Genomic DNA, 21,598 nt, shown 5'->3' on the forward strand with positions numbered 1-21,598 from the left:
GCTCAGCCCTTCTCCGTCACGCCCGCCGCGTCGAACGTCGCCACCTCGTGCATCGCCCGCGCCGCGCTCTGCACCAGCGGCAGCGCCAGCAGCGCGCCGGTGCCCTCGCCGAGGCGCAGGTCCAGGTCGATCAGCGGGCGCAGCCCCAGCTTCGTCAGCGCCGCCGTGTGCCCCGGCTCCGGGCTGCGGTGGCCGGCGATGCACGCCGCCAGCGCCTCCGGGGCCACCGCGCGGGCGACCAGCGCCGCGGCGCCGGCGCTCACGCCGTCCAGGACGACGGGCGTGCGCAGCGAGGAGCCGGCGAGGATGAAGCCGACGAGCGCGGCGTGCTCCAGGCCGCCGACCGCGGCCAGCACGCCGATCGGGTCGGACGGGTCGGGGCGGTTGACCTCGATGGCGCGGCGGACGGCCTCGACCTTGCGGGCGTACGTCTCGTCGTCGACGCCGGTGCCGCGGCCGGTCACCTCGGCGGCCTCGGAGTCGGTGAAGACGGCGATGATCGCGGCGGACGCGGTGGTGTTCGCGATGCCCATCTCGCCGGTCAGCAGCGCCTTGTTGCCGGCGGCGACGAGGTCCCGGGCGGTCTCGATGCCGACCTCGACGGCCCGCAGCACCTCCTCGCGGGTCATCGCGGGGCCCGCGGTCATGTCCGCGGTCCCCTTGCGCACCTTGCGCGGCACGAGGCCGGCGGTGGCGGGCAGTTCCGCGGCCACCCCGGCGTCCACGACGCACACCTCGGCGCCGACCTGGGCGGCGAAGGCGTTGCAGACGGCGCCGGCGCCGAGGAAGTTGGCGACCATCTGGCCGGTGACCTCCTGCGGCCAGGGCGTGACGCCCTGCGCGTGCACCCCGTGGTCGCCGGCGAAGACCGCGACGGCCGCGGGCTCCGGCACCGGCGGCGGGCACTTCCGGGACAGGCCGCAGAGCTGCGCCGAGATGATCTCCAGCATGCCGAGCGAACCGGCCGGCTTCGTCATCCGCTTCTGCCGCTCCCATGCCTCGCCGAGCGCCTTCGCGTCCAGCGGGCGGATGCCCTCCAGGGTCTCGGCGAGCAGGTCGTGCGGGTCCTCGCCGGGCAGGGCGCGGCGGCCGTAGCTCTCCTCGTGGACGACCCAGGACAGCGGGCGGCGCTTGGACCAGCCGGCCTGCACCAGCTCCGGCTCGTCGGGGAACTCGTCGACGTAGCCGACGCAGAGGTACGCCACGACGTCCAGGTGCTCCGGCAGGTCCAGCTCGCGGACGAGTTCGCGCTCGTCGAAGAAGCTGACCCAGCCGACTCCGAGGCCCTCGGCGCGGGCGGCGAGCCAGAGGTTCTCGACGGCGAGCGCGGAGGAGTACGGGGCCATCTGCGGCTGGGTGTGCCGGCCGAGGGTGTGCCGGCCGCCGCGGGTGGGGTCGGCGGTGACGACGATGTTCACCGGGGTGTCCCGGATGGCCTCGACCTTCAGCTCCTTGAACTGCTTCGCGCGGCCCTTGGGCAGGCTCTTCGCGTACGCCTCGCGCTGGCGGCGGGCCAGCTCGTGCATCCGGTGGCGGGTCTCCTCGGAGCGGATGACGACGAAGTCCCAGGGCTGGGAGTGGCCGACGCTGGGGGCGGTGTGGGCGGCCTCCAGGACGCGCAGCAGCACCTCGTGGGGTACGGGGTCGGAGCGGAAGCCGTTGCGGATGTCGCGGCGTTCGCGCATGACGCGGTGGACGGCCGCGCGCTCGGCGTCGGCGAACCCGGGCGCGGCGTCGGGGGTTCCCGGGGCGTCCGCCGGGGTGCCGGGTGCGGCTGCCGCGGGTGCGGGTACGGAGTCGGCGGTGGGAGCGCCGGCGACGGGCGGCGGGGTGGCCGCGGCGGGGGTGCCGGCGGCGTCCGCCGGGGTGGCCGGCGCCTCGTTCGCGGGGGCGGGTCCGGGTGCGGCGGAGGCTTGCGCCGGTACGGAGGCGCCGGGCGCCGCCGCGTCCTGCGCCTGCCCGTCGCCGCCCGTGCCGGCGGCGTCGACCGGCGCGCTCACGGCGGTGCCGCGCCGCCGGCGGCCGCGGATCTGCGTCACGGGGGCGCCGGCGCGCGGCGCGTTGTCACCCGCGGGGCGGGCCTCGGCCGACGAGTCGGCCGCCGCTTCCCCGGCGGCGCCGGAGGGGGTGGCCTGCGCGCTGTTCTGGACGCCCAGCGAAACGCCGCGCCGTCCGCCGGCGGCGGCGTGCACGGCGCCCGCGGGGGCGGCTTCGTCGCTCGCGGCCCGCGCGGCGGGTACCGCGGGCTGCGCGCCGGGCACGGCCTGGCCGTTCGCCGCCCGTGCCCTGGCGCCGTTCACGGGCTGCCCGTTGGCCACGGCGTGCAGCACGGCCCCGTCCGCGTGCTGCGCTGCGGCGACGTCCTGGCCGGCCGGCCGGTCCGGGGCGTTGCCGCGGTCCGGCGCCGGGTCGCCCGGCGCGTTCGCGCCGGTCGGGGCGACGCCGTCGTCCTCGGTACGGGCCGCGGAGCCGTCGCCGGGCACGGCCTGGAGGACGGCTTCGTCCGCCGGGCGGGCCCGCGTGGCGGAGCCGTCCTGAGGGGCGGGCACGTCGTGGGACACGGCACCGGCGGCGGGCCGCCCGTCCGGCACCCGGCTGCCTGCGGAGCCCTCGGGCCCGCCCGGTGCGGCGTGGGCCCCGCCCCCGTTCGCGGTGTGCACAACGGACGTCCGGACCTCGCCGGAGCCCTCTGCCCCGGTGGGCACGGCGGTGGTGGCGGCGGGCCGGGCCGCGGCGCCGCCACGGGACTTGCCCCCGCGTACGGAGCGCTGCTCGGAGCCGGTCGCGGCACCACCCGGCGCCTGCCCCTCGGCGCCACCGGCGCCGTGCGGGGCGGCGGGCTGCGGGGCGATCCCGTTCCCGGAGCCGGCACCCGGCGCCTGCACCCCGGCGAGGCCCTCCGGACTGCCCGACACGGCCGCGGCAGCGGCCAGTCGGCCGTCCCGTACGGCGTGCGGCGCGGGCCTCTCCGCGGGGTCGGCGCCCCGAGTCCGGCCACCGGTCCGGTCTTCCGAGTCGCCCGGTACGGCGCCGGTCTCGGCCGCGGCACCGTTGACGGGCCGGGCGCCGGGCGCGGTGTCCGGCGAGGGGGTCGCGGCGGGGGCGGGTTCGGCGCTGTCGGCCTGCCCGCCTGCGGCGGTCGCCGCCGTGGCGGCGGGCTGCCCGCCCGGGGCCGCCTGCTCTGCCTTTGCGTGTGCCGCCGTGCCGTTGACGGGCCGCGTGTGGGTCGCGGCGGCGTCCGCGGGCTGCGTTCCGGCGGAGCCGTTCGGGTCGCCCGGTTGCGTCGCGGACCCGCCGGCGGTGGAGATGCCGCGGCCCAGGGATGCGCCCGCCGAGGCCGCCGCCCTGCGGACGGCGGCCTGCGCCGCGTCCACGGGGGCCGGTGCCGGTGTGCCCCCGGCGCCCTGCTCCGCCGCGGTGTCCGCGGCCTGCGCCGGCGCGGCCGGTTCGCCGTTCACGGCCTGGCCGTTCACGGCGTCCGTGCCCTGCGCGGGGTGCGCCGGGGCCGCCACCGTGGCGCCGTCGCGCGCGGTCGCCGGCTCCGGCACCGCCGCGGTGCCCTCCCCGCCGACGTCCGGCGGCTGGGCCTGGGCGACCGTGTCGCCTCCTGCCGGGTGCGACACGGAGGTCCAGCCCGCCGGGGCGGGCGGGATCTCGCCGAGTTGCGGGCCCGGCAGGCGGGGCGGGCCGGCCTGGGTGACGTCCAGGTACTCCGGGCCCACCGTCGGCGGCCCCGGCGTACGCACCGGCGGCTGCGGAGCCTGCCCGGCGGCCGCCGCCTGCGGCGGTACGGAACCCGCCGGGGCCGGCACCGACTGCTCCGGCACGCCCGCGCCGGCGCCGGTCGCGTCCCGGCCCGCGCCGTCCGGAGCCGGAACGGCGTGGCCGGTTGCCGCCCCCTCCGGCGTTCCGGCGGGCACGCCCTGCCCGGAGCCCGGCGCGATGTCCGGTCCCGCCGCGGAGTCCGCCCCCGCGGCGGCGTTCGGGTCGGTCTGCGCGGAGCCGGTGGCGGAGTTCGCCGCCGGGGCCGCGTGCTGTCCCGCGCCCGGTGCCGCCGGCTGCGAAGCCTCGCCCGTGGCCTGCGCCGTCGCGGCCTCCGGACCGGCCGCGGGCGCCGGCGCCGGTGAACCCGCGCCCGTACCGCCCGCGTTGCCCGTCTGCGCCGCGCCGCCGGCGGCCGTCGCGCCGGCCGCGTCCGCGGCGGCGACCGCCTCGCGCGTGTCCACCGAACCGCTCGCCGGCCCCCGGTCCGCGAGCGAACGCACCACTCCCCCGGCCTGCTCCGGCACCGGCGGACCCATGTGCAGCGGGCGCCGCTGCGCGCCCGTGGCCGGCTCCGTGCCGCCCGCCGGGGCCGCGCCCCGCGCAGCGGCGGGGGCCGGGACCCGCGGGTCCGTCCACGCGCCCTGCGCGCCGGGCAGGAACAGGAAGTCGTCGTCGTCCGCCGCGCCCTCGGCCGCGGGAGCGGCCCCTGCGGGCGCTTCGGCGGGTACGGCGGCCTCCGGCTGGGCGGCGGCGGGGGCGGAGGGGTGTCCTCCGGCGGCGTCGTCCGGCTCCGGCTGGTGCCCTTCCGGGAGCTTGCCGGTGTCAGTCATGCGTCCGTACCCCTCGCCCATCGCTCCAGCTCCTTCTCCGACCGTTCGTCCGGCAGCAGCCCCCCGCGGGACAGACCGGCCGCCCATAGCTAGAACGAGCACACCCCGCCCGGCGGCACGACCGGCCGGCAGGGTTTACGTTCCCGACAACTGCGACAAGACCCCCGGACATTACCGGCATTCGGCAACGCTGCAACGAATGCCAGGTCACGGCACAACAGTCGGCCAGCCTACCCGCAATCCGCACGCGAGTCCGGCTGGGGTCGAGGCCCGCGGGCGCGGTCCGGTGCACCGCGGGGAGCACCCGGCGCACGCCTCCCGCGCGCCCGGAGCACATCGCGCGCACCGCGCGCACCCGTGGCGCACCCCGCGGTTCAGCCCGCGCGGCTCCCCGCGATGAGGAACACCACCGTGCGCTCCCGCTCCCGCCACCCCGCACCCTGCCCGGCGTCCGCAGTGGCTTTCGGGTCGAGGTCGACGGACTGCAGCAGCGAGCACTCCACGGCGTATCCGGCGTCCGCGAGGGCCCGTACGACCTCCTCCGCGGCGTCCCGGGTACGGGCGTGCGCGACGATCCGCTCCGGGCGCCGGGCGGCGCACTCCGCGACGACCGGCGCGCCCCCGCCCCCGACGCGTACGACGTCCGGTTCCGGCAGGTCGTTGAGGACGCCGGGGGCGGTGCCGTGGACGGTCTGCAGCAGCGCCCCGAAGCGGCGGGCGGCGGCGGCGGCGCGGGCGCACGCGTCGGGGTCGCGGTCGACGGCGATGACGGCGGCGCCGAAGCGGGCGGCCTCGACCGCGGCCGCGCCGCTGCCGGAGCCGATGTCCCACACGAGGTCGCCCTGCCGGGGCCCGAGGCGGGCGAGTTGGAGGGCGCGCAGCTGCGGAGCCTCGCCCTCGTCGGGTGCGGCGGCGTACTCCCCGGCGGCCAGACTCCAGCCGCGCACCGGGGGCGGGTAGCCCGCGTCGTGGCCGGCGAGCCAGCCGCCGGACGTGGGCGCGGCGGCGCCCCCCGGGCCCGCGGTCCCGGCGCCCGACCCGATGCCGCCGCCGATCACCAGCGTCACGTTCGGGTCCCGCCAGACGTGGTCCGCCACCTTGTCCGAGGTGAGCACCGTCACGCGCTCCTGCGCCCCGCCCAGTTCCTCGCAGATGACGAACGTGCGGTGGACGTCCCGCAGCAGCAGGGCGAGTTCGGCGGGTCCTGCGCCCGGCGAGGTGAGGACGGCGACCTTGGGGTGCGCCCGGCAGACGTTCACGGCCCGGCGCAGGTTGCGCTCGTGCGCGACGACGACCTGCGCGTCGTCCCAGGGCATCCCGGCCCGGGCGAAGGCGGCGGCGACGGACGAGACCGCCGGCAGCACCTCGACCTCCAGGCCGTGTTCAGGGGCGCGCAGGGTGCGTACGACGCCGAAGAAGCCCGGGTCGCCGTCGGCGAGGACCACCGCCGTGCCGCGGTGCCGGGCGATCCTGCGGGCCGCGAGGCCCACGCTGCCCAGCCGGATCCGCTCGGCTCCCGGCGGCACCTCGGGCAGCGCGAGGTGGTGCGCCGCCCCGGCGACGAGGCTGGCCGCGCCGAGTGCGGCGCGCGCCGCCTCGGTCAGCGGAGAACCGTCCCACCCGATCACGGTGACCCGGTCCGCCATCGCTCACTTCTCTCCTGGTCGTCGGCTGCGGGGCGCGCCGGCGGGCCGGCGCACGCTCCCGGCTCCCGGCGGCACGCGCGTACGGTGCGTAGAGGCGGGCGTGCGCCGGGGACAAGGGAGCGTCAGAGCACACTACTCCCGCCGTCCACGTCCAGATCCTCCGGCAGCAGGCTCCAGACGATCAGGTCGGTGCGGATGTCCGTCCAGCCGCCGTCCTCGGTGCGGGTGCGCGCTATCCAGGCATTGCGCAGGACGCCCTCGCTGATGCCGCCGAGCTTCTGCGCGACCTGCTGCGCCGCGGTGTTGTCCGCGGCGGTGCGCAGCTCCAGGCGCTCGAACTTCTGCACGTCGAAGAGCCAGCGCGCGACGACGAGCACCGACTCGGCGGCGTACCCCTCGCCGCGCGCCCAGGGGGCGACGACGAACCTGGCCTCGGTGGCCAGCGTGCGCCAGTCGGTCCGCCGCAGGTGGACGTTGCCGACGAGCCGCTGGGTGAGGAACTCCGACACCGCGAAGACGATGCCCCGGCCGGCGGTGCGCTCGGCCGGGGCTACGCGCGTCACCCAGTCCAGGGCGTCGTCCCGCGTGTACGGGTGCGGTGCCTGCGTCCACGCGGTGACGGCGTCGTCGTTCATCATCTCCGTCAGCGCCGGCACGTCCTCCTCGTCGAACGGGCGGAGCACCAGCCGGTCCGTGCTGAGGGAGACGTCCGGGAAGGTGGATGACATGCGCTTCTCCGAGTGCGTGGACCGATGACGAGCTGACTCGGACAGCATGCAGCATCCGCGGGCGGATATGCCACGGCTCAGCCCACGGGACCGAACACCGGTACGGACGAGGGGAACTCCTTCTCCATGAATGCCTTGGTCTCCGGCGAGTTGAGCAGTTCGCCGAGCTTCCTGATCTGCGGGTCGTCCGCGTCGTCGGCCTGCACGGCGAGGATGTTGACGTACGGGTTGCCCTCGGCCTGCTCCAGCGCGATGGCGTCCGACTTCGGGTCGAGGCCGGAGTCGATCGCGTAGTTGCCGTTGATCACGGCGGCGTCGACGTCCTGGAGCGCCCGCGGCGTCTGGGCCGCCTCCAGCTCCTGGATGTCCAGGCCGCGGTCGTCGGCGATGTCGCCGAGGGTGGCGTTGAGCCCGGTGCCGTCCTTCAGCTCGATGAGGCCCTCGGCGTCGAGGAGGTGGAGGGCGCGGCCCTCGTTGGTGGTGTCGTTCGGCACGGCGACGGTGTCGCCGCCGCCGATGCCGGAGACGTCGTCGGCCTCGTCGGAGTAGAGGCCGAGCGGTTCGACCAGCACGCCGACGGTGGGGACGATGTCGGTGCCGTTCTTGTCGTTGTAGTCGTCGAGGAACGGGGTGTGCTGGAAGAAGTTGGCGTCGACCTCGCCGTTCGCGACGGCCTCGTTGGGCTTGACGTAGTCGGTGAACTCGCGGACGCGCAGGTCGATCCCGGCGTCCGCGGCGAGGTTGTCCTTGACGAAGGTGAGGATCTCGCCGTGCGGCGCGGGGGTCGCGGCCACCGTGACGGTGTCCGCGCCGCCGTCGCCGCCGTCGGAGGTGAGGTTGGCGGTGCCCACGGTGAGCGAGCCGACCAGCGCGACGCCGGCGACCGCGGTGACGCCGGCCCGGGCGGGGCGGGAGACGCGCAGGTAGGCGGCGCCGCGGGTGCTGCGGTCGCTGAGGCTGCGGACGAAGAAGTCGCCGATCAGCTGGACCACGTTGACGAGGACGACGAGCAGCACGACGGTGACGAGCATGACGTCGCCCTCGTAGCGCTGGTAGCCGTAGCGGATGGCGACGTCGCCGAGACCGCCGCCGCCGACGGCGCCGGCCATGGCGGAGTAGCCGACGAGGGCGATGACCGTGGTGGTCAGGCCCGCGACCAGGGACGGCAGCGCCTGCGGCAGCAGCGCCTTGCGGACGACGGTCCAGGTGCTGCCGCCCATCGACTGCACGGCCTCGGCGAGGCCCGCGTCGACCTCCCGTACCGCGGTCTCGACGAGCCGGGCGAAGAAGGGGATCGCGCTGATCGCCAGCGGCACGATGGCGCCCTTGAGCCCGATCGACGTGCCGACGAGCGAGCGCGTGAACGCGGTCAGGGCGAGCAGCAGGATGATGAACGGCAGCGAGCGGCCGATGTTGACGACGAGCCCGATGACCCGGTTGACGAGGACGTTCTGCAGCGGCCGGCCGCGGTCGGTGAGGACCAGCAGCACGCCCAGCGGGGTGCCGGCGACGACGGCGATGAGCGCCGCCCAGCCGACCATGGCCAGCGTCTCCCAGAGCCCGGTCAGCAGCTCGGGGCGTATCTCGGTCCAGCTCACTTGGCACTCTCCAGGGCGGGCAGGTCGGCGGCGTCGACGCCGACCAGGTCGATCTGCAGGCCCTGCTCGCGCAGGAAGCCCAGGGGGACGACGTTCTCCTCGTACGGGCCGGGCAGCTCGATGCGCATCCGGCCGACCTGCCGGCCGCCGACGGTGTCCATGGCGGCGCCGAGTATCGACACGTCGAGGTTGTAGGTGCGGGACAGGTGGGAGATCACCGGGCGGCCGCGGGCGTCGCCGTGGAAGGTGATGTCGACGATGGTGCTCTCGGCGCCGTACGCCTCGCCGCCGACGGGGAAGAGCTGGGCGGCGATCTCGGAGCCGGGGGTGGCCAGCAGCTCGTCGAGGGTGCCGGACTCGGTGATCCGGCCGGAGCGCATCAGGGCGGCGGAGTCGCAGACGGCCTTGACGACGTCCATCTCGTGGGTGATGAGCAGCACCGTCAGGCCGAGTTCGCGGTTGAGTTCGCGCAGCAGCTCCAGGACGGAGCGGGTGGTCTCCGGGTCGAGCGCGGAGGTGGCCTCGTCGGAGAGGAGCACCTGCGGGTCGCCGGCGAGCGCGCGGGCGATGCCGACGCGCTGCTTCTGGCCGCCGGACAGCTGTGCCGGGTACGCCTTGGCGCGGTCGGCGAGGCCGACGAGGTCGAGGAGTTCGAGGGCCTTGCGGGCGCGCTCCTGCCCGGACAGGCCGAGGATCTCCAGCGGCAGTTCGACGTTGTCCTGCACGGTGCGCGCGCTGAGCAGGTTGAAGTGCTGGAAGATCATGCCGATACGGGTGCGGGCGGCGCGCAGCTCGCGGCCGGTCAGGGCCGTGAGGTCCTGGCCGGCGACCGTGACGGTGCCGGAGTCGGGGCGCTCCAGGAGGTTGATGCAGCGGATGAGGGTGGACTTGCCGGCGCCGCTGCGGCCGACGACGCCGAAGACCTCGCCCTCTCGTACGCGCAGGTCGACGCCGTCGAGCGCGGCGGTCTCGCGGCCGCGGGAGCGGTAGACCTTCTTCAGGTCCGTAACTGTGATCACGTGGGTTCCATCGCTCTCGGGTGCCCGGCCGCGGGCGCGGGCGGGCACGGCGCGCCCACGGCGGGGCGCGGCTCGGGTCTCGGGGGTGGCTCCGGGCGGCGGTGCGCACGGGGCGCGGGGCGGTCCGGGGCCACACGGGCTCGGCTCTCGGCACGGCCGTGCGGGGCACGGCGGCGGAGCGGCCCGCGGACTCGCTTCGGGGCGCGAGTCTCGTGGCGGGGGCCCTCAGCGGTGCATTCGACACATACAACGAGCACCGGGCGGCACGTTCATCGCCTCGGTCGCACAGGTGCGGCTGCTCGTCGTGGTCATGCGGGCCAGTAAAACAGACGGCCGGCGCGGGCCGGGATCACCGTCCGCATTGCGGACAACCCTGGACGGGCAGCCGCCGGCACCCCCGTACACCGCTGTGACCTGCACGGATATGCCTCCGAACGAGGCGGCGGACACCGGGCCGCGAGGTGGGCGCTGTGGTCAACGCCACGGCCGGGGGCGGGTGGCCGGACGGGTACGGACCGTGCCGGGACCCGGATCGGGGGGCGCGGGGCGACGCAGTAAGGTCGAGTCATGTTCCTCCCCTTGACGATCGCGGTCGCGGTGACCGCGCTCGCTCTCGCGGCCTGGTGCGGGTACGCCGCCGTCAAGGATCAGTCCACGAAGGACTGGCACTTCGCCGGTATGGCCGTGGTCACGCTCCTCGCGATGGCCCAGGTGGTCGTCGGCCTGGTGCAGCTGGGCCGCGGCGAGGACCCGGACGAGGGCACGGCGGTGTTCGTCGCCTACCTGCTCGCCGCCGCGTTCGCGGTGCCCGCGGTCGGCCTGCTCTCGCTCACGGAGCGCAGCCGCTGGGGCTCGGCGACGGTGGCCGCCGGAGGGTTCGTCCTGGCCGTGCTCCAGGTGCGGCTGCACGACATCTGGGCGGGCACCGGTGGCTGAGCGGCCGGCGGCCGGGGAGCCGCGCGCCCGGGGGCAGGCGGGCCTGTCCAACGGGCCCGGCCGGCTGATCCTCGCGCTGTACGGCGTCTTCGCCGTCGGCGCCACCTCGCGGGCCGTCTACCAGCTCAGCACGCAGTTCGACGAGGCACCGCTCGCGTACGTGCTGTCGGCGCTGGCCGCCGTCGTCTACGTCTTCATCACCGCCGCCCTCGCGCGCGGCGGCGAGACGGCACGCCGGCTCGCCCTGGTGTGCATCACCGCCGAACTCGTCGGCGTACTGGCGATCGGCACGTGGACGGAGGTGCAGCCGTCCGAGTTCCCGGACCAGACCGTGTGGTCCGACTACGGCCGCGGCTACCTGTTCCTGCCGGTCATCCTGCCCGTCATCGGGCTGTGGTGGCTCAGGAGGCAGCCGGCGCGGGAGCGCCCTGGGGCGCCTTCTCCAGAGTGACCAGGCTCAGCCGCGCGCTGACCTTCTCCGTGCCCACCGGCTCGTAGCCCAGCCGCCGGTACAGCCGCAGGTTCGCCTCGCTGCGGTGCCCGGTGAAGAGCTGGAACCGCTTGACCGGGTCGCCGCCCTCGGCGAGCCGGATCTCCATGGCGAGCAGCAGCCGGGCGCCGAGGCCGTGGCCCTGCATCCGGGGGTGCACGATGAGCCGGCCGATGACGGCGGTGCCGTTCACGTCGACCGTGCCGCGGACGGCGCCGACGACCTCGTCGCCGAGGCGGGCGACGACGGCGGCGCCGCGGTCGAACTCCGTGCGCATCTCGTCGAGCGTCTCGGTGAGCGGGGGTATGCGGTAGTCCCCGTACAGTGCGGCCTCGGCCTGGTAGCAGAGGTACTGGAGTTTCAGGACTTGCTCGGCGTCGTCGTTCGTCGCCGGCGTGATCGTCACACTCTTGCCCATGCCGCGCCCGCCTCCTCAATGCACCCAGTAGACAGACCGCAAGAACTTGCGGCCTACCGCGTGTTTCCCCGCACTTCACCCGGCGCAACCTCCGCCGTGTGCATTCTGCGCGGCGCGGTCGGGCCGTGGCTACGGACTGGGCCCGGGCATCCCTGTGATATTGCCAACTCACCCGAGATGTCCGGTACGTGAGAGCGGCGCGGCCGAACGGGGGCCGCCGGTGGCCGGCGGCCCCCGCCGCGGGTCAGCCGCGTGCGAGGAACTCGTCCCGGGCGAGCAGCCCGGTGTCGGGGTTGTCGGTGAAGATGCCGTCGATGCCGGTCGCCAAGTAGGCCTGGAACGCGCCGAAGGCGTCGCCGTACTGCGCCTTGTCCGTGCCCTTGCGGAAGTCGAGGGGCAGGAAGCTGTTCTCGTTGCGCATCGTGTACGGGTGCAGCACCAGCCCGGCGTCGTGCGCGTCGCGGACGAGCGTCGTGGGCTCCAGCAGCTTGCCGGTGGAGTCCTTCGGGATGATCAGGTCGAGCGTCGGCCCCAGGCCCTTGGCGAAGCCCGCGATCCACGCCAGCCCCTCGGGCGTGACCAGGTCGGCGACGGTGCGCGGATCGCCCGCCTCGACGAAGTCCCACGGCCGCGACGACGCCCCGCCGAGCAGCACGACGCCGGGCGAGCGGACGAGCCCGGCGAGCCGCTCGACGCTGGTGGGCTCGAACGACTGCAGGAAGACCGGCGAGTTGCTCTTGTCCCGGCCGTAGCGGCGCAGCAGCCGCGCCAGCGGCTTCTCCAGCTCCAGGCCGATGGACCTGAAGTAGCTGGGGTGCTTCGTCTCCACGTGGAGCCACACCGCCCGGCCGGTGCCGCGCCGCTGCCGCTCCGCCCACTGCAGCACCTCTTCGAAGGTGGGCACCTCCCAGCGGCCGTCATAGAGGGTGTTGCGCTGCCGTACGTCCGGGATGCGCTCGGTGGCGCGCAGCGTCTTCAGTTCGGCGAGGGTGAAGTCCTCGGTGAACCAGCCGGTGATCTGTGCACCGTCGACCGTCTTGGTGGTCCTGCGGGCGGCGAACTCCGGGTGGTCCGCGACGTCGGTGGTGCCGCCGATCTCGTTCTCGTGGCGGCAGACGAGGTGGCCGTCCTTGGTCGGCACGAGGTCCTGCTCGATGACGTCGGCGCCCATGTCCAGCGCGAACTGGTACGCGCCGAGGGTGTGTTCCGGCCGGTAGCCGCTGGCCCCGCGGTGCGCGATCACCGCAGGGTTCGGCAGCCGCCCGCCCGGCCCGGAAGCGCCGCCGCCGGATGCGCCCGCGGCCCGCGCCGTACCGGGCAGGGCCGCCGCTGCCACCGCGCCGCCCAGCGCCGCCGCGCCGAGCACCGCCCGTCTGCCGGGCTTCCGCCCCTCCGTACCGCCGTCGCTCATGTCAGCCACCTCTCCGTCGTACCCGCGCCCTGCCGGCGCTCGACAAAAGACGGCCCGATGTTAGGGGGCACCGGCGCGGCTGCGGGAGACGTACGGCGGCGTACTTGTGAAATCGGTCGCAACACTGTGTCTCTGGAGGTTGAATCCGGGGTGGGAACAGGAAGAACAGGCGAGTATGGTCGCAGGCGTCACCATCCCGACCGGAGGATCCTTCGTTGTTCCGCATCCTGATCAAGGCGTTTCTCGGCTTGCTCATGCGTGTCCTGTACCGCCCCCGGGTGGAGGGCCACGAGCACATCCCCGGCACGGGCCCGGTCGTCCTCGCCGGCAACCACCTCACGTTCATCGACTCGATGTTCCTCGGCCTGGTCGTGAAGCGGCCGGTCTTCTTCATCGGCAAGGACGAGTACGTCACGGGCAAGGGCGTCAAGGGCCGGCTGATGGCCTGGTTCTTCACCTCGGTCGGAATGATCCCGGTGGACCGGGACGGCGGCCGCGGCGGCGTCGCGGCGCTGATGACCGGGCGCCGGATCCTGGAGGAGGGCAAGGTCTTCGCGATCTACCCCGAGGGCACCCGCTCCCCCGACGGCCGGCTGTACCGGGCCCGTACCGGGGTGGCGCGGCTGACGCTGATGACCGGCGCGCCCGTGGTGCCGTTCGCGATGGTCGGCACGGAGAAGATCCAGCCGGGCGGCTCGGGCCGGCCGCGCATCGCCCGGTTCACGGTGCGCTTCGGGGAGCCGCTGGACTTCTCCCGCTACGAGGGCATGGACCGCGACCGGTACGTGCTGCGCGCGGTGGCCGACGAGGTGATGAGCGACGTCATGCGGCTCTCCGGCCAGGAGTACGTCGACGTGTACGCCACGAAGGTGAAGTCCGCGGCCTGAGCCGTACGCACGGGGAGACCGCCGCCCCGCGGCGGCTACTTCTCCAGCACCTCCCCCGGCCCCCCGTCCGGCCCGCCGCCCTGCCGCCCGCCGCCCTGCGGTCCGGCGTCCGCGGTGCCGCGCATCTCCGCGGGCAGCCCGTCCGGCGGCCCGCCCGCGCCGCGCGCAGCCGCCGCCGCACCGGCGTCGGGCAGCCACAGTACGAACGTGCTGCCCGCGCCGACCCGTGAGAAGAGCCGCGGCCGCCCGCCGTGCGACTCCACGATCTGCCGCACGATCGCCAGCCCCAGCCCCGCGTGCCGGTCGCGGGGCCGGCCCTCCTGGCCGGCCCCGCCGCGCCAGAACCGGTCGAAGACCCGGGCCTGCTCGCCCTCGCCGATGCCGGGCCCGGCGTCCTGCACGGCGATCCACAGCCAGCCCTCCGCGCGGCCGGCGGCGACCGTGATGCGGGTGCCGGCGGGCGCGAGGCGTACCGCGTTGGAGAGCAGGTTGCCGACGGCGCGGCGCAGCGCGTACGGGTCGCCGATCAGCACCAGGCCCTCGTCCAGCCGGCGGCGGATCAGCAGGCCCCGTTCGGCCGCCAGCGGCGCGAACTCCTCGCACGCCTCGTCGGCCACCACCGCCAGGTCCACGTCCGCGTCGGCGAACGCGGCGGCGGAGCGCCGCGCGGTGGCGAGCAGGTCCTCCACCAGGCGCGTCATCCGCGTGGTGGCCCGGTCGACCACGGCGACGGCCCGCCGGCGCTCCTCCGGCTCCGACTCCGACTCCTCGACGGAGAGCACCGCGTCCAGGTTGGCCCGGATGATGGCCAGCGGGGTGCGCAGCTCGTGCGAGGCGTCGTCGACGAGCTGGCGCTGCGCGGCGAAGGCGCCGTCGAGCCGGTCGAGCATCGAGTCGACGGTGTCGGCGACCATGCGCAGCTCGTCGCGCGGTCCTTCGAGCCGGATCCGCCGGGAGAGGTCGCTGCCGGCCTGGATCTCCTCGGCGGTGCGGGCGATGGCGCGTACGGGGCGCAGCGCCCGGCCGGAGAGCACCCAGCCGGTGCCGAGGCTGGCGACGGCCACGCCGCCGAGGACGGCGAAGGAGAAGGTGCGCAGGTTGCCCAGCGTCTCGTAGTTGACGGCGGCCTCGACCTCCTCGGCCTTGACCACGTCGATCCGCCCGACGGCCACGCCGTCGATCTGCTTCTCGGCCTCCAGCTCCTTGCTGACCGGCCGGGCGTCGCCGCTGCGCTGCACCGCGACGTACGCGCCGCCGAGGACGAGCGCGGTGAGGCAGAACACCAGCACCGAGTAGAGCACCGTGAGCCGGAAGCGGATGGTGTGGACGAACGCCGGGAGCGGCAGCCGCGGCCGCCTCACGGCGCCTCCTCCTTCAGCCGGTAGCCGTGCCGGATGACGGTCTCGATCAGCGGCTCGTCCTGGCCGGTGACCTTGCGGCGCAGCGAACCGACGGTGACGCGCACGGTGTTGGTGAACGGGTCGGCGTTCTCGTCCCAGACGTGCTCCAGCAGCTCCTCGGTGGAGACGACGCGGCCGGGGCGGGTCATCAGGTAGTGCAGCACGCCGAACTCCTTGGGGGTCAGCCGCAGCGGGCGGCTCCCCCGGTACGCCTCGAACCTGGCGGTGTCCAGCCGCAGTTCGCCGACCGCCACGACGGACGTGCCGCCCTCGTCGCGGCGCAGCAGGGCCCGTATCCGCGCCAGCAGCTCGGGCAGCGCGAACGGCTTGACGAGGTAGTCGTCGGCGCCCGCGTCCAGGCCGCGCACCCGGTCGGCGAGGCGGTCGCGGGCGGTGAGCATCAGGATCCGCGGGCCACCGGGGGCCGCGCGTATCTCGCGGCAGACGGCGAGGCCGTCGCCGTCGGGCAGGGTGAGGTCGAGCAGCACGAGGTCGTAGTCGTTGACCCCGAGCTTCTCCAGTGCGCCGTCGACGTCGGCTGCGGTGTCGACCGCGTACCCGGAGCGCACCAGTCCGACCCTGAGGGCGCCCACCAGGTCCTCTTCGTCCTCGACCACGAGTATTCGCATGCGAAGAACCTAATCGCCGTCGATGATCGAGTCCGCCGCCCGGACCGCGTCCTCCACGGGCACGGCGAAGCCGATGCCGATGGAGCCGCCCCCGCCCGGGTCCAGCGAGGCGATGGCGGTGTTGATGCCGACGACCCGGCCGCGGGCGTCGACCAGCGGGCCGCCGGAGTTGCCGGGGTTGATGGAGGCGTCGGTCTGCACCGCCCGCTGCTGCGCGCCGCCGCCGAGGGAGACCTCGCGGTCGACGGCGCTGACGATGCCGGAGGTGACGGTGCCGGACAGGCCGAGCGGCGAGCCGATGGCGAGCACGGAGTCGGCGACGGACAGGTCCGCGGAGCGGCCCATGGGCAGCGCGCGCGGGGCGTACGCCCCTGCCACCTCCAGCACCGCCACGTCCCGGCCGGTGTTGCGGCCCAGCACCTCGGCGTCGACCCGCCGCCCGCTGTGCAGGACGACGGTGGCGCCGGTGGCGCCGCCGACGACGTGGGCGTTGGTGAGGATGCGGCCGCGGTCGTCGAAGACGAAGCCGGAGCCCTGCCGCTCGCCGGCCTGCACGGACACCACGCTGGGCAGGACCCGGGCGGCGACGCTGTCGAGGCCGCCCGGGTTCCGCCCGGCGGCGGCCGGTGGGGGCGCGCCGGCCGCCGCCTCCTCACCGCCCCCGGCGCGTATCCCGCCGGCGGCGAACCCGGCCGCGCCGCCCGCGAGGACTGCGGAGACGACGGCGGCGGCCAGTGCTCGGTTCGCCGCACGGCGCGGCGCCGGGGGCGGGGTCGGGGTGGGGGTGTCGGTGGATGCCGGGGGGCCGGCGGTCACCGGGGGCGGGTACGGGGACGCCGGCGGCGGCCCGCCCGCCGGGCGCGGGAGCGCGGCGCCGGGGTGGCCACCTTCGGTGAACGCGGGGCCGCGGGGCTCGCCGAGGCCGGTGCGGGCGTGGGTCACGGTCGTTCTCCTCACGGTAGGCGCGAGAACCACAGCAGGGACGTGGCCGCGGCCAGCAGCGCCGCGACCAGCGCGGCGGCGACGAACCACTGCCAGATCTCGCGCTCCTCTGTGCGGTAGCCGACGGAGCTGCCGATGTCCTCGTACACGGCCTGAAGCTCCTCGCCGGAGGCCGCCTCGTGGAACGCGCCGCCGGTGGCGGTGGCCAGCTCCTCCAGCGCGGGCCCGTCGACCGGCACCGGCACGCTCTGCCCGCCGGCCAGGTCGATGGTGCCGCCCTCGGTGCCGTACGCGATCGTGGACACCGGGATCCCGGCCGCGGCCGCCTCCTCTGCGGCGGCGGGCGTGGCCCGGCCGGTGGTGTTCTGCCCGTCGGAGAGCAGCACGACGTGTGCGGGCGGAGGCTCGCGCTCGGCCCGTTCGTCGAGCGTGCGGATGGCCTCGGCGGAGGAGAACACCGCCTCGCCGATGGCCGTGCCCTGCCGGGTGTCCAGCCGGTCCAGCGCGCGGCGCATGGCCTCGCGGTCGGTGGTCGGCGGCAGCGCGAGGGTGGCGGCGCCGCTGAAGGTGACGAGCCCGACGTTGAACCGCTCGGGCAGTTCGGTGACGAACGCCTGGGCAGCGTCCTGCGCGGCGGTGAACCGCGACGGCCGCACGTCGGTGGCCCGCATCGAGGCGGACACGTCCAGCGCGACCATGATCGTCGCCCGCTCCCGCGGCACCTCGGTCTCGGCGGTGGGCCGGGCGAAGCCGACGACGAGCAGCCCGGCCATGGCGCAGAACGCGGTGGCCGGCACGTGCCGGCGCCAGCCGGGGCGGCGGGGCATGACCTTGTCCAGCAGGTCGACGTCCGTGAACCGCACGGCGTAGCGGCTGCGCCGGGCCTGCATGACGACGTACGCGGCGACGAGGGCGGCGAGGGGCACGAGCAGCACGAGCCACCCGGGCGAGGCGAGTCTCATCCGCGGCCTCCGACGGGTCGACGGGGCCCGCGGACGCGGGTACGGGGCCGGGGCTGACGGGTGCGGACGCGGCTCGCACCGCGCGCGGGGCCACCGGAGGGGGGTGTACCGGGGGCGGGAGCGAAGCGCCCGGATGCGGTGGTGTGCCGCCGCATGCGGGTACGAGGGCGGAGCGTGCCGCCCGCTTGCGCGCCGCTGAGGCCCGGGTTCGGACCCGGGGCCCGAACCCGGCGCACGGGCACGGCGGTTGCCGTGCCGGCGGATCCGGGACCGCCCGGAGCCGGGCCGGAGGTCATGCCGTACCCCCCGGTCCGCGGCGGCGTGCCGCCGCGTGGCGCGCGATGTCGCGCACCCAGTCGCCGTCCGTACGCAGCCGCAGGTGCGCCGCGCCCGCGGACCGCAGTGCCCGGCCCGTCGCCGCGCGCTGCTCCGCCGCGGCGGCGGCGTACCGCTCCCGCAGGCGCCTGGAGTACGTGGGGACCTCCCGGCGCCGCCCCGATTCCGGGTCCACGACGGTGAGCAGCCCCACCGCGGGCAGCTCCAGCTCGCGGGGGTCGACGACCTCGACGGCCAGCACCTGGTGCCGCCTGGCCAGGGACGCGAGCGGCTGCTCCCAGCCCGGTTCGAGGAAGTCGGAGACGACGGCGACCAGCCCGCGGCGGCGCTCCGCCCGCTGGAGCGCGGCCACCGCCCCGGCGAGGGTGTGGGACTGCGGCCCGGCGGGCACCCGGGGGCGTTCGAGCGCGGTGCGCAGCACCCGCATCAGGTGCCGCCGGCCGCTGCGGGCCTCGATGCGCTGGATGCCGTCGGGGCGGACGAGCTGGGCGCCGAGGCGGTTGCCGGGGCGCTCGGTGAGGAACGCGACGGCCGCGGCGGCGCCGACGGCGAGGTCGCGCTTCTCCATCCGGCGGGTGCCGAAGTCCATGCTGGCGCTGGCGTCGAGGACGATCCAGGTGGTCAGTTCGCGGTCCGCGAGGGTCGTGCGCACGTGCGGCACGGTGGTGCGCGCGGTGGCGTTCCAGTCCATGCGGCGTACGTCGTCGACCCCCGGGGCGTACACGCGGCTCTCGTCGGGCTCGCCGCCGGGGCCGGGGACGAGGGCGGTGTGGTCGCCCTGGAGGAGGCCGTCGGGGCGGCGGGCGAAGACGAGACGCAGGTGCTTCAGCGCCTGTTCGGGGGTGAGTTCGGCCAGCGCCGGCGACCCGGGTGCGGACCGGGTCGCGGCGCCTGCTCTGTCTGCCGCGCTCATGCCGCCCTCCCGGCCTTCCCCGCGTTCCCCGCGCTCCCCGCGCTCGCGCCGCCGACGGGCCCGGCGGGGTCGCCGGCCGCGGCGTCCTCGGCCTGGCGCGGCGTGACCCGCGGCCGGGGCACGGCGGCCAGCACCTCGTCGACGACGGACTCGGGGGTGACGCCGTCGGCGAGCGCGTCGAAGGAGAGCACCAGCCGGTGGGCGATGACCTCGTGGGCGAGCGCCGCGATGTCGGCCGGCAGCACGTACTCGCGTCCGCGCAGCAGCGCCAGCGCCCGCGCCGCGGCCACCAGGCCGAGCGTGGCCCGCGGCCCCGCGCCGTACGCGAGCCGCCCGCCGCCGGCGGCGTCGCCGCGGGCGGCGAGTTCGCGGGTGGCGAGGACGAGGCGTACCGCGTACTGCGCGAGGGCATGGTGGACGAACACCTCGTCGGCGCGCCGCTGGAGGGCGGCGAGGGTGTGCGGCGCGAGCACCCGCCGGGCGGTGGGCGGGTCGACGCTCATCCGGTAGAGGATCGCCAGCTCCTCGTCCTCGGTGGGCGCGGAGACGTCGACCTTGAGCAGGAAGCGGTCGCGCTGGGCCTCCGGCAGCTGGTAGACGCCCTCGGACTCGACGGGGTTCTGGGTGGCGAGGACGAGGAACGGCTCGGGCATGGGGATGGTCCGGCCGCCGATGCTGACCTGCCGCTCGGCCATGACTTCGAGCAGCGCGGACTGGACCTTGGCGGGGGCGCGGTTGATCTCGTCGGCGAGGACGAAGTTGGCGGCGACCGGCCCGGGTTCGACGCTGAACGTCTCGCTGGAGGGCCGGTAGATGCGGGTGCCGGTGATGTCGGACGGCACCAGGTCCGGGGTGAACTGGATGCGGTGGAACGTGCCGCCGGACACGGTGGCCAGGGTCGCCGCCGCCAGCGTCTTGGCGACGCCGGGCACGCCCTGGAGCAGGCAGTGGCCGCGGGCCAGCACGGCGGTCAGCAGCCGCTCGACCATCCGGTCCTGGCCGACGATCACCCGCTTGACCTCGAAGAGCGCCTGCTCCAGGAGCGCGGGACCGGGGCCCGGCGCGCCGGGCTCCGGTCCGGCGCCGGTGGTGGCGGTGGTGGTCACAGGTCGCCCGCGTTCTCGGCGGCGCCCGAGGGCGCCTGTGCACCGCCCTTGTCCGGGCAGTCCTTGTGCGTGCCGCTCCCGGCGGCGGCGCCGGTCTGCTCGCGGTCCTCGTTGACCACGAGCCGGACCTCGGGTTCGCCGGCACCGCTGTCGAGCGCGGCGGACGCGCCGGTGGCCAGGCCGGCGACGGCGAACACGGCGGCACCGGCGACCGAGAGCCTGCGTATACGACGGGACATCGGGGTCTCCTCCGTCAGACGACTGCGTTACCGCATGTCATCACCGGGAGGCGAAAATCCCCTTAAAGCCGCCGCCTGCCGGAGGGCACGCCACGGGCCGCACGACGGGCGGGGGTTCGGCGGCGGGCTAGGGTCTGTCGTTTGGATCTTCGCCGGGCTCGCGGCGGCTGGCACCGCTCCCCCACAGCGCGCAGAGCGCGCGTGGGCGGTACCCCCAGCCGCGTTGTCGTCGGTCGACGACGCTCCGCGTCGCCTCCCTCCTCCGCCTTGCGATGCACGGCACCAGCCGCCGCTCCCTGATCCGGCAAGACCCAAACGACAGACCCTACGACCAGGGCGTGGCGGCGCGCCGCTGCCAGTAGTCGGCGGCCGGCTCGGCGAGCGCCGCGAGGCGGTCGCACTGCGCGGAGTCGAGGTCGACGGCGGCGGCGGCGAGGTTGGAGTGCAGCTGCGCGGTGGTGGCGGCGCCGGAGAGGACGACGCCGGCCCACGGCTGCCGCAGCACCGCGGCGAGCGCGACGGCGTCGGGCTCCGCGCCGGTCTCGGCGGCGACGGCGAGCAGCTCCGCGGGCGCGTCGGCGCCGGCGAGCCGGCCGTTCGCGACGCCCTCCTTGACGATCACCGTCAGCCCGGCGTCGTGCGCCTCGGCGAGCGCCTCGCCGACCGCGGGCTCCAGCACGTTGTACGTGCTCTGCACCGTGTGGAACAGCCGCTCGCCGTCGACGGTGATCTCCATTGCCGCGCGTACGGCCGCGGCCTGCTCGGGACCGCTGGTGGAGAAGCCGACGGTCACGCCGTCCGCGGCGAGCGCCGCGAGGCGCGCGTGCAGGCCGGTGTCGGTCAGCGCAGGGCTGTCGGGCGTGACGGAGTGGATCTGGTAGAGGTCGAGGCGGTCGCCGAGGAGCTGCGCGGACTCCTCGCGCTGGCGGTCGAAGGCGTCGGGGCCGTGGTCCTTGACCTCGTGCACCTCGGCGTCCGTGCGCCAGTCGCCGACGTACGCGTAGCCCCACTTGCTGCCGACGACCGCGTCCCGGGCGTCGGGGCGCTGCCGCAGCCAGTCGGCGAGGAACTCCTCGGCGCGGCCGTAGGAGCGGGCGGCGTCGAAGTACCGCACGCCCTGGGCGTACGCGGCGTCCAGCAGCTCGTGGGTGCGGGCGCGCATGTCCTCGACGCCCCGCCCCTCCGGGAGGTCTCCGGCGCGGCCGGTAGTGAGGTAGGCGGGGCGGCCCACGGCGGCGAGCCCGAAGCCGATGTGGGCGGCGGGCGTCGTCACTGCGGCCAGTCGGTCGAAGGCCATCGCGGGCTCCTACGTCCTCGGTGCGGCTGTCAGGCCAGTCCACCGT

At 75.9% G+C, this 21,598-nt stretch carries 18 protein-coding genes and 1 pseudogene; 3 read left to right on the plus strand and 16 right to left on the minus strand.

Annotated elements, in window-relative coordinates:
* Window positions 1-2 precede the first annotated feature (2 nt).
* The 6 genes and pseudogenes from cobT to LG396_RS16545 form a co-directional block, all read right to left on the minus strand.
* Window positions 3-4,616 (minus strand): nicotinate-nucleotide--dimethylbenzimidazole phosphoribosyltransferase, encoded by a 4,614-nt coding sequence (gene cobT, locus LG396_RS16525; protein ID WP_225795335.1) that lies wholly within the window; start codon window positions 4,614-4,616, stop codon window positions 3-5.
* 353 nt (window positions 4,617-4,969) lie between these two features.
* Window positions 4,970-6,241: a precorrin-6y C5,15-methyltransferase (decarboxylating) subunit CbiE gene (gene cbiE / locus LG396_RS16530; protein ID WP_130455499.1), complete on the minus strand. Its 1,272-nt coding sequence runs from the start codon at window positions 6,239-6,241 to the stop codon at window positions 4,970-4,972.
* A gap of 122 nt (window positions 6,242-6,363) precedes the next feature.
* Window positions 6,364-6,969, minus strand: coding sequence for a GNAT family N-acetyltransferase (locus tag LG396_RS16535; protein ID WP_018836787.1), 606 nt, complete (start codon window positions 6,967-6,969; stop codon window positions 6,364-6,366).
* Between the two features lie 77 nt (window positions 6,970-7,046).
* Window positions 7,047-7,820 (minus strand): MetQ/NlpA family ABC transporter substrate-binding protein, encoded by a 774-nt coding sequence (locus LG396_RS39715; RefSeq protein WP_308190109.1) that lies wholly within the window; start codon window positions 7,818-7,820, stop codon window positions 7,047-7,049.
* Between the two features lie 27 nt (window positions 7,821-7,847).
* Window positions 7,848-8,567, minus strand: a pseudogene (locus tag LG396_RS39720) (methionine ABC transporter permease); the annotation flags it as partial.
* Window positions 8,564-9,586: a methionine ABC transporter ATP-binding protein gene (locus LG396_RS16545; protein WP_225795337.1), complete on the minus strand. Its 1,023-nt coding sequence runs from the start codon at window positions 9,584-9,586 to the stop codon at window positions 8,564-8,566. The gene LG396_RS16545 and the pseudogene LG396_RS39720, both read right to left, overlap by 4 nt.
* 567 nt (window positions 9,587-10,153) lie before the next feature.
* Between LG396_RS16545 and LG396_RS16550 the strand changes: the two genes are divergently transcribed.
* Both LG396_RS16550 and LG396_RS16555 read left to right on the plus strand, forming a co-directional pair.
* Window positions 10,154-10,522 (plus strand): hypothetical protein, encoded by a 369-nt coding sequence (locus tag LG396_RS16550; RefSeq protein ID WP_018836790.1) that lies wholly within the window; start codon window positions 10,154-10,156, stop codon window positions 10,520-10,522.
* The gene (locus LG396_RS16555) at window positions 10,515-10,973 is read left to right on the plus strand and encodes a hypothetical protein (protein ID WP_225795338.1); all 459 of its coding nucleotides are present in this window, start codon (window positions 10,515-10,517) and stop codon (window positions 10,971-10,973) included. Before LG396_RS16550 ends, LG396_RS16555 begins: the two co-directional genes overlap by 8 nt.
* Here the strand turns inward: LG396_RS16555 and LG396_RS16560 are convergent.
* Together LG396_RS16560 and LG396_RS16565 are read right to left on the minus strand one after the other, a co-directional pair.
* Window positions 10,924-11,430: a GNAT family N-acetyltransferase gene (locus LG396_RS16560; RefSeq protein ID WP_225795339.1), complete on the minus strand. Its 507-nt coding sequence runs from the start codon at window positions 11,428-11,430 to the stop codon at window positions 10,924-10,926. The two genes, LG396_RS16555 and LG396_RS16560, sit on opposite strands and share 50 nt — an antisense overlap.
* A gap of 244 nt (window positions 11,431-11,674) precedes the next feature.
* Window positions 11,675-12,841 (minus strand): glycerophosphodiester phosphodiesterase, encoded by a 1,167-nt coding sequence (locus LG396_RS16565; protein ID WP_225795389.1) that lies wholly within the window; start codon window positions 12,839-12,841, stop codon window positions 11,675-11,677.
* 215 nt (window positions 12,842-13,056) lie between these two features.
* Between LG396_RS16565 and LG396_RS16570 the strand changes: the two genes are divergently transcribed.
* Window positions 13,057-13,728, plus strand: a complete 672-nt coding sequence (locus LG396_RS16570; protein WP_018836794.1) for a lysophospholipid acyltransferase family protein — start codon at window positions 13,057-13,059, stop codon at window positions 13,726-13,728.
* 35 nt (window positions 13,729-13,763) lie between these two features.
* Here LG396_RS16570 and LG396_RS16575 read toward each other — a convergent pair whose 3' ends face one another.
* The 8 genes from LG396_RS16575 to LG396_RS16610 all read right to left on the minus strand — a co-directional run bounded on the left by LG396_RS16575 (window position 13,764) and on the right by LG396_RS16610 (window position 21,552).
* Entirely contained in the window at window positions 13,764-15,089 is a 1,326-nt protein-coding gene (locus LG396_RS16575) for a sensor histidine kinase (protein WP_225795340.1), read from the minus strand.
* On the minus strand, window positions 15,086-15,757 hold the full coding sequence (locus LG396_RS16580) for a response regulator transcription factor (protein ID WP_020679123.1): 672 nt from the start codon (window positions 15,755-15,757) through the stop codon (window positions 15,086-15,088). The genes LG396_RS16575 and LG396_RS16580 overlap by 4 nt, the downstream gene beginning before the upstream one ends.
* Before the next feature lie 9 nt (window positions 15,758-15,766).
* A complete protein-coding gene (locus LG396_RS39725) occupies window positions 15,767-16,699 on the minus strand; it encodes a S1C family serine protease (protein WP_145901294.1) in 933 nt (310 codons plus the stop codon).
* 11 nt (window positions 16,700-16,710) lie between these two features.
* Window positions 16,711-17,661: a VWA domain-containing protein gene (locus LG396_RS16590; protein WP_225795341.1), complete on the minus strand. Its 951-nt coding sequence runs from the start codon at window positions 17,659-17,661 to the stop codon at window positions 16,711-16,713.
* 292 nt (window positions 17,662-17,953) lie between these two features.
* A complete protein-coding gene (locus tag LG396_RS16595) occupies window positions 17,954-18,910 on the minus strand; it encodes a DUF58 domain-containing protein (protein WP_051642730.1) in 957 nt (318 codons plus the stop codon).
* Window positions 18,907-20,016 carry an AAA family ATPase gene (locus LG396_RS16600; RefSeq protein ID WP_225795342.1) on the minus strand — a complete coding sequence of 370 codons (1,110 nt, stop codon included), beginning with the start codon at window positions 20,014-20,016 and terminating at the stop codon, window positions 18,907-18,909. Before LG396_RS16600 ends, LG396_RS16595 begins: the two co-directional genes overlap by 4 nt.
* A complete protein-coding gene (locus LG396_RS16605) occupies window positions 20,013-20,255 on the minus strand; it encodes a hypothetical protein (RefSeq protein WP_037750907.1) in 243 nt (80 codons plus the stop codon). Before LG396_RS16605 ends, LG396_RS16600 begins: the two co-directional genes overlap by 4 nt.
* Window positions 20,256-20,580: 325 nt before the next feature.
* Window positions 20,581-21,552 (minus strand): aldo/keto reductase, encoded by a 972-nt coding sequence (locus tag LG396_RS16610; protein WP_225795343.1) that lies wholly within the window; start codon window positions 21,550-21,552, stop codon window positions 20,581-20,583.
* Window positions 21,553-21,598: the final 46 nt, after the last annotated feature.

The organism is Streptomyces aculeolatus, assembly GCF_020400605.1.
GTDB classification, from domain to species: domain Bacteria; phylum Actinomycetota; class Actinomycetes; order Streptomycetales; family Streptomycetaceae; genus Streptomyces; species Streptomyces aculeolatus.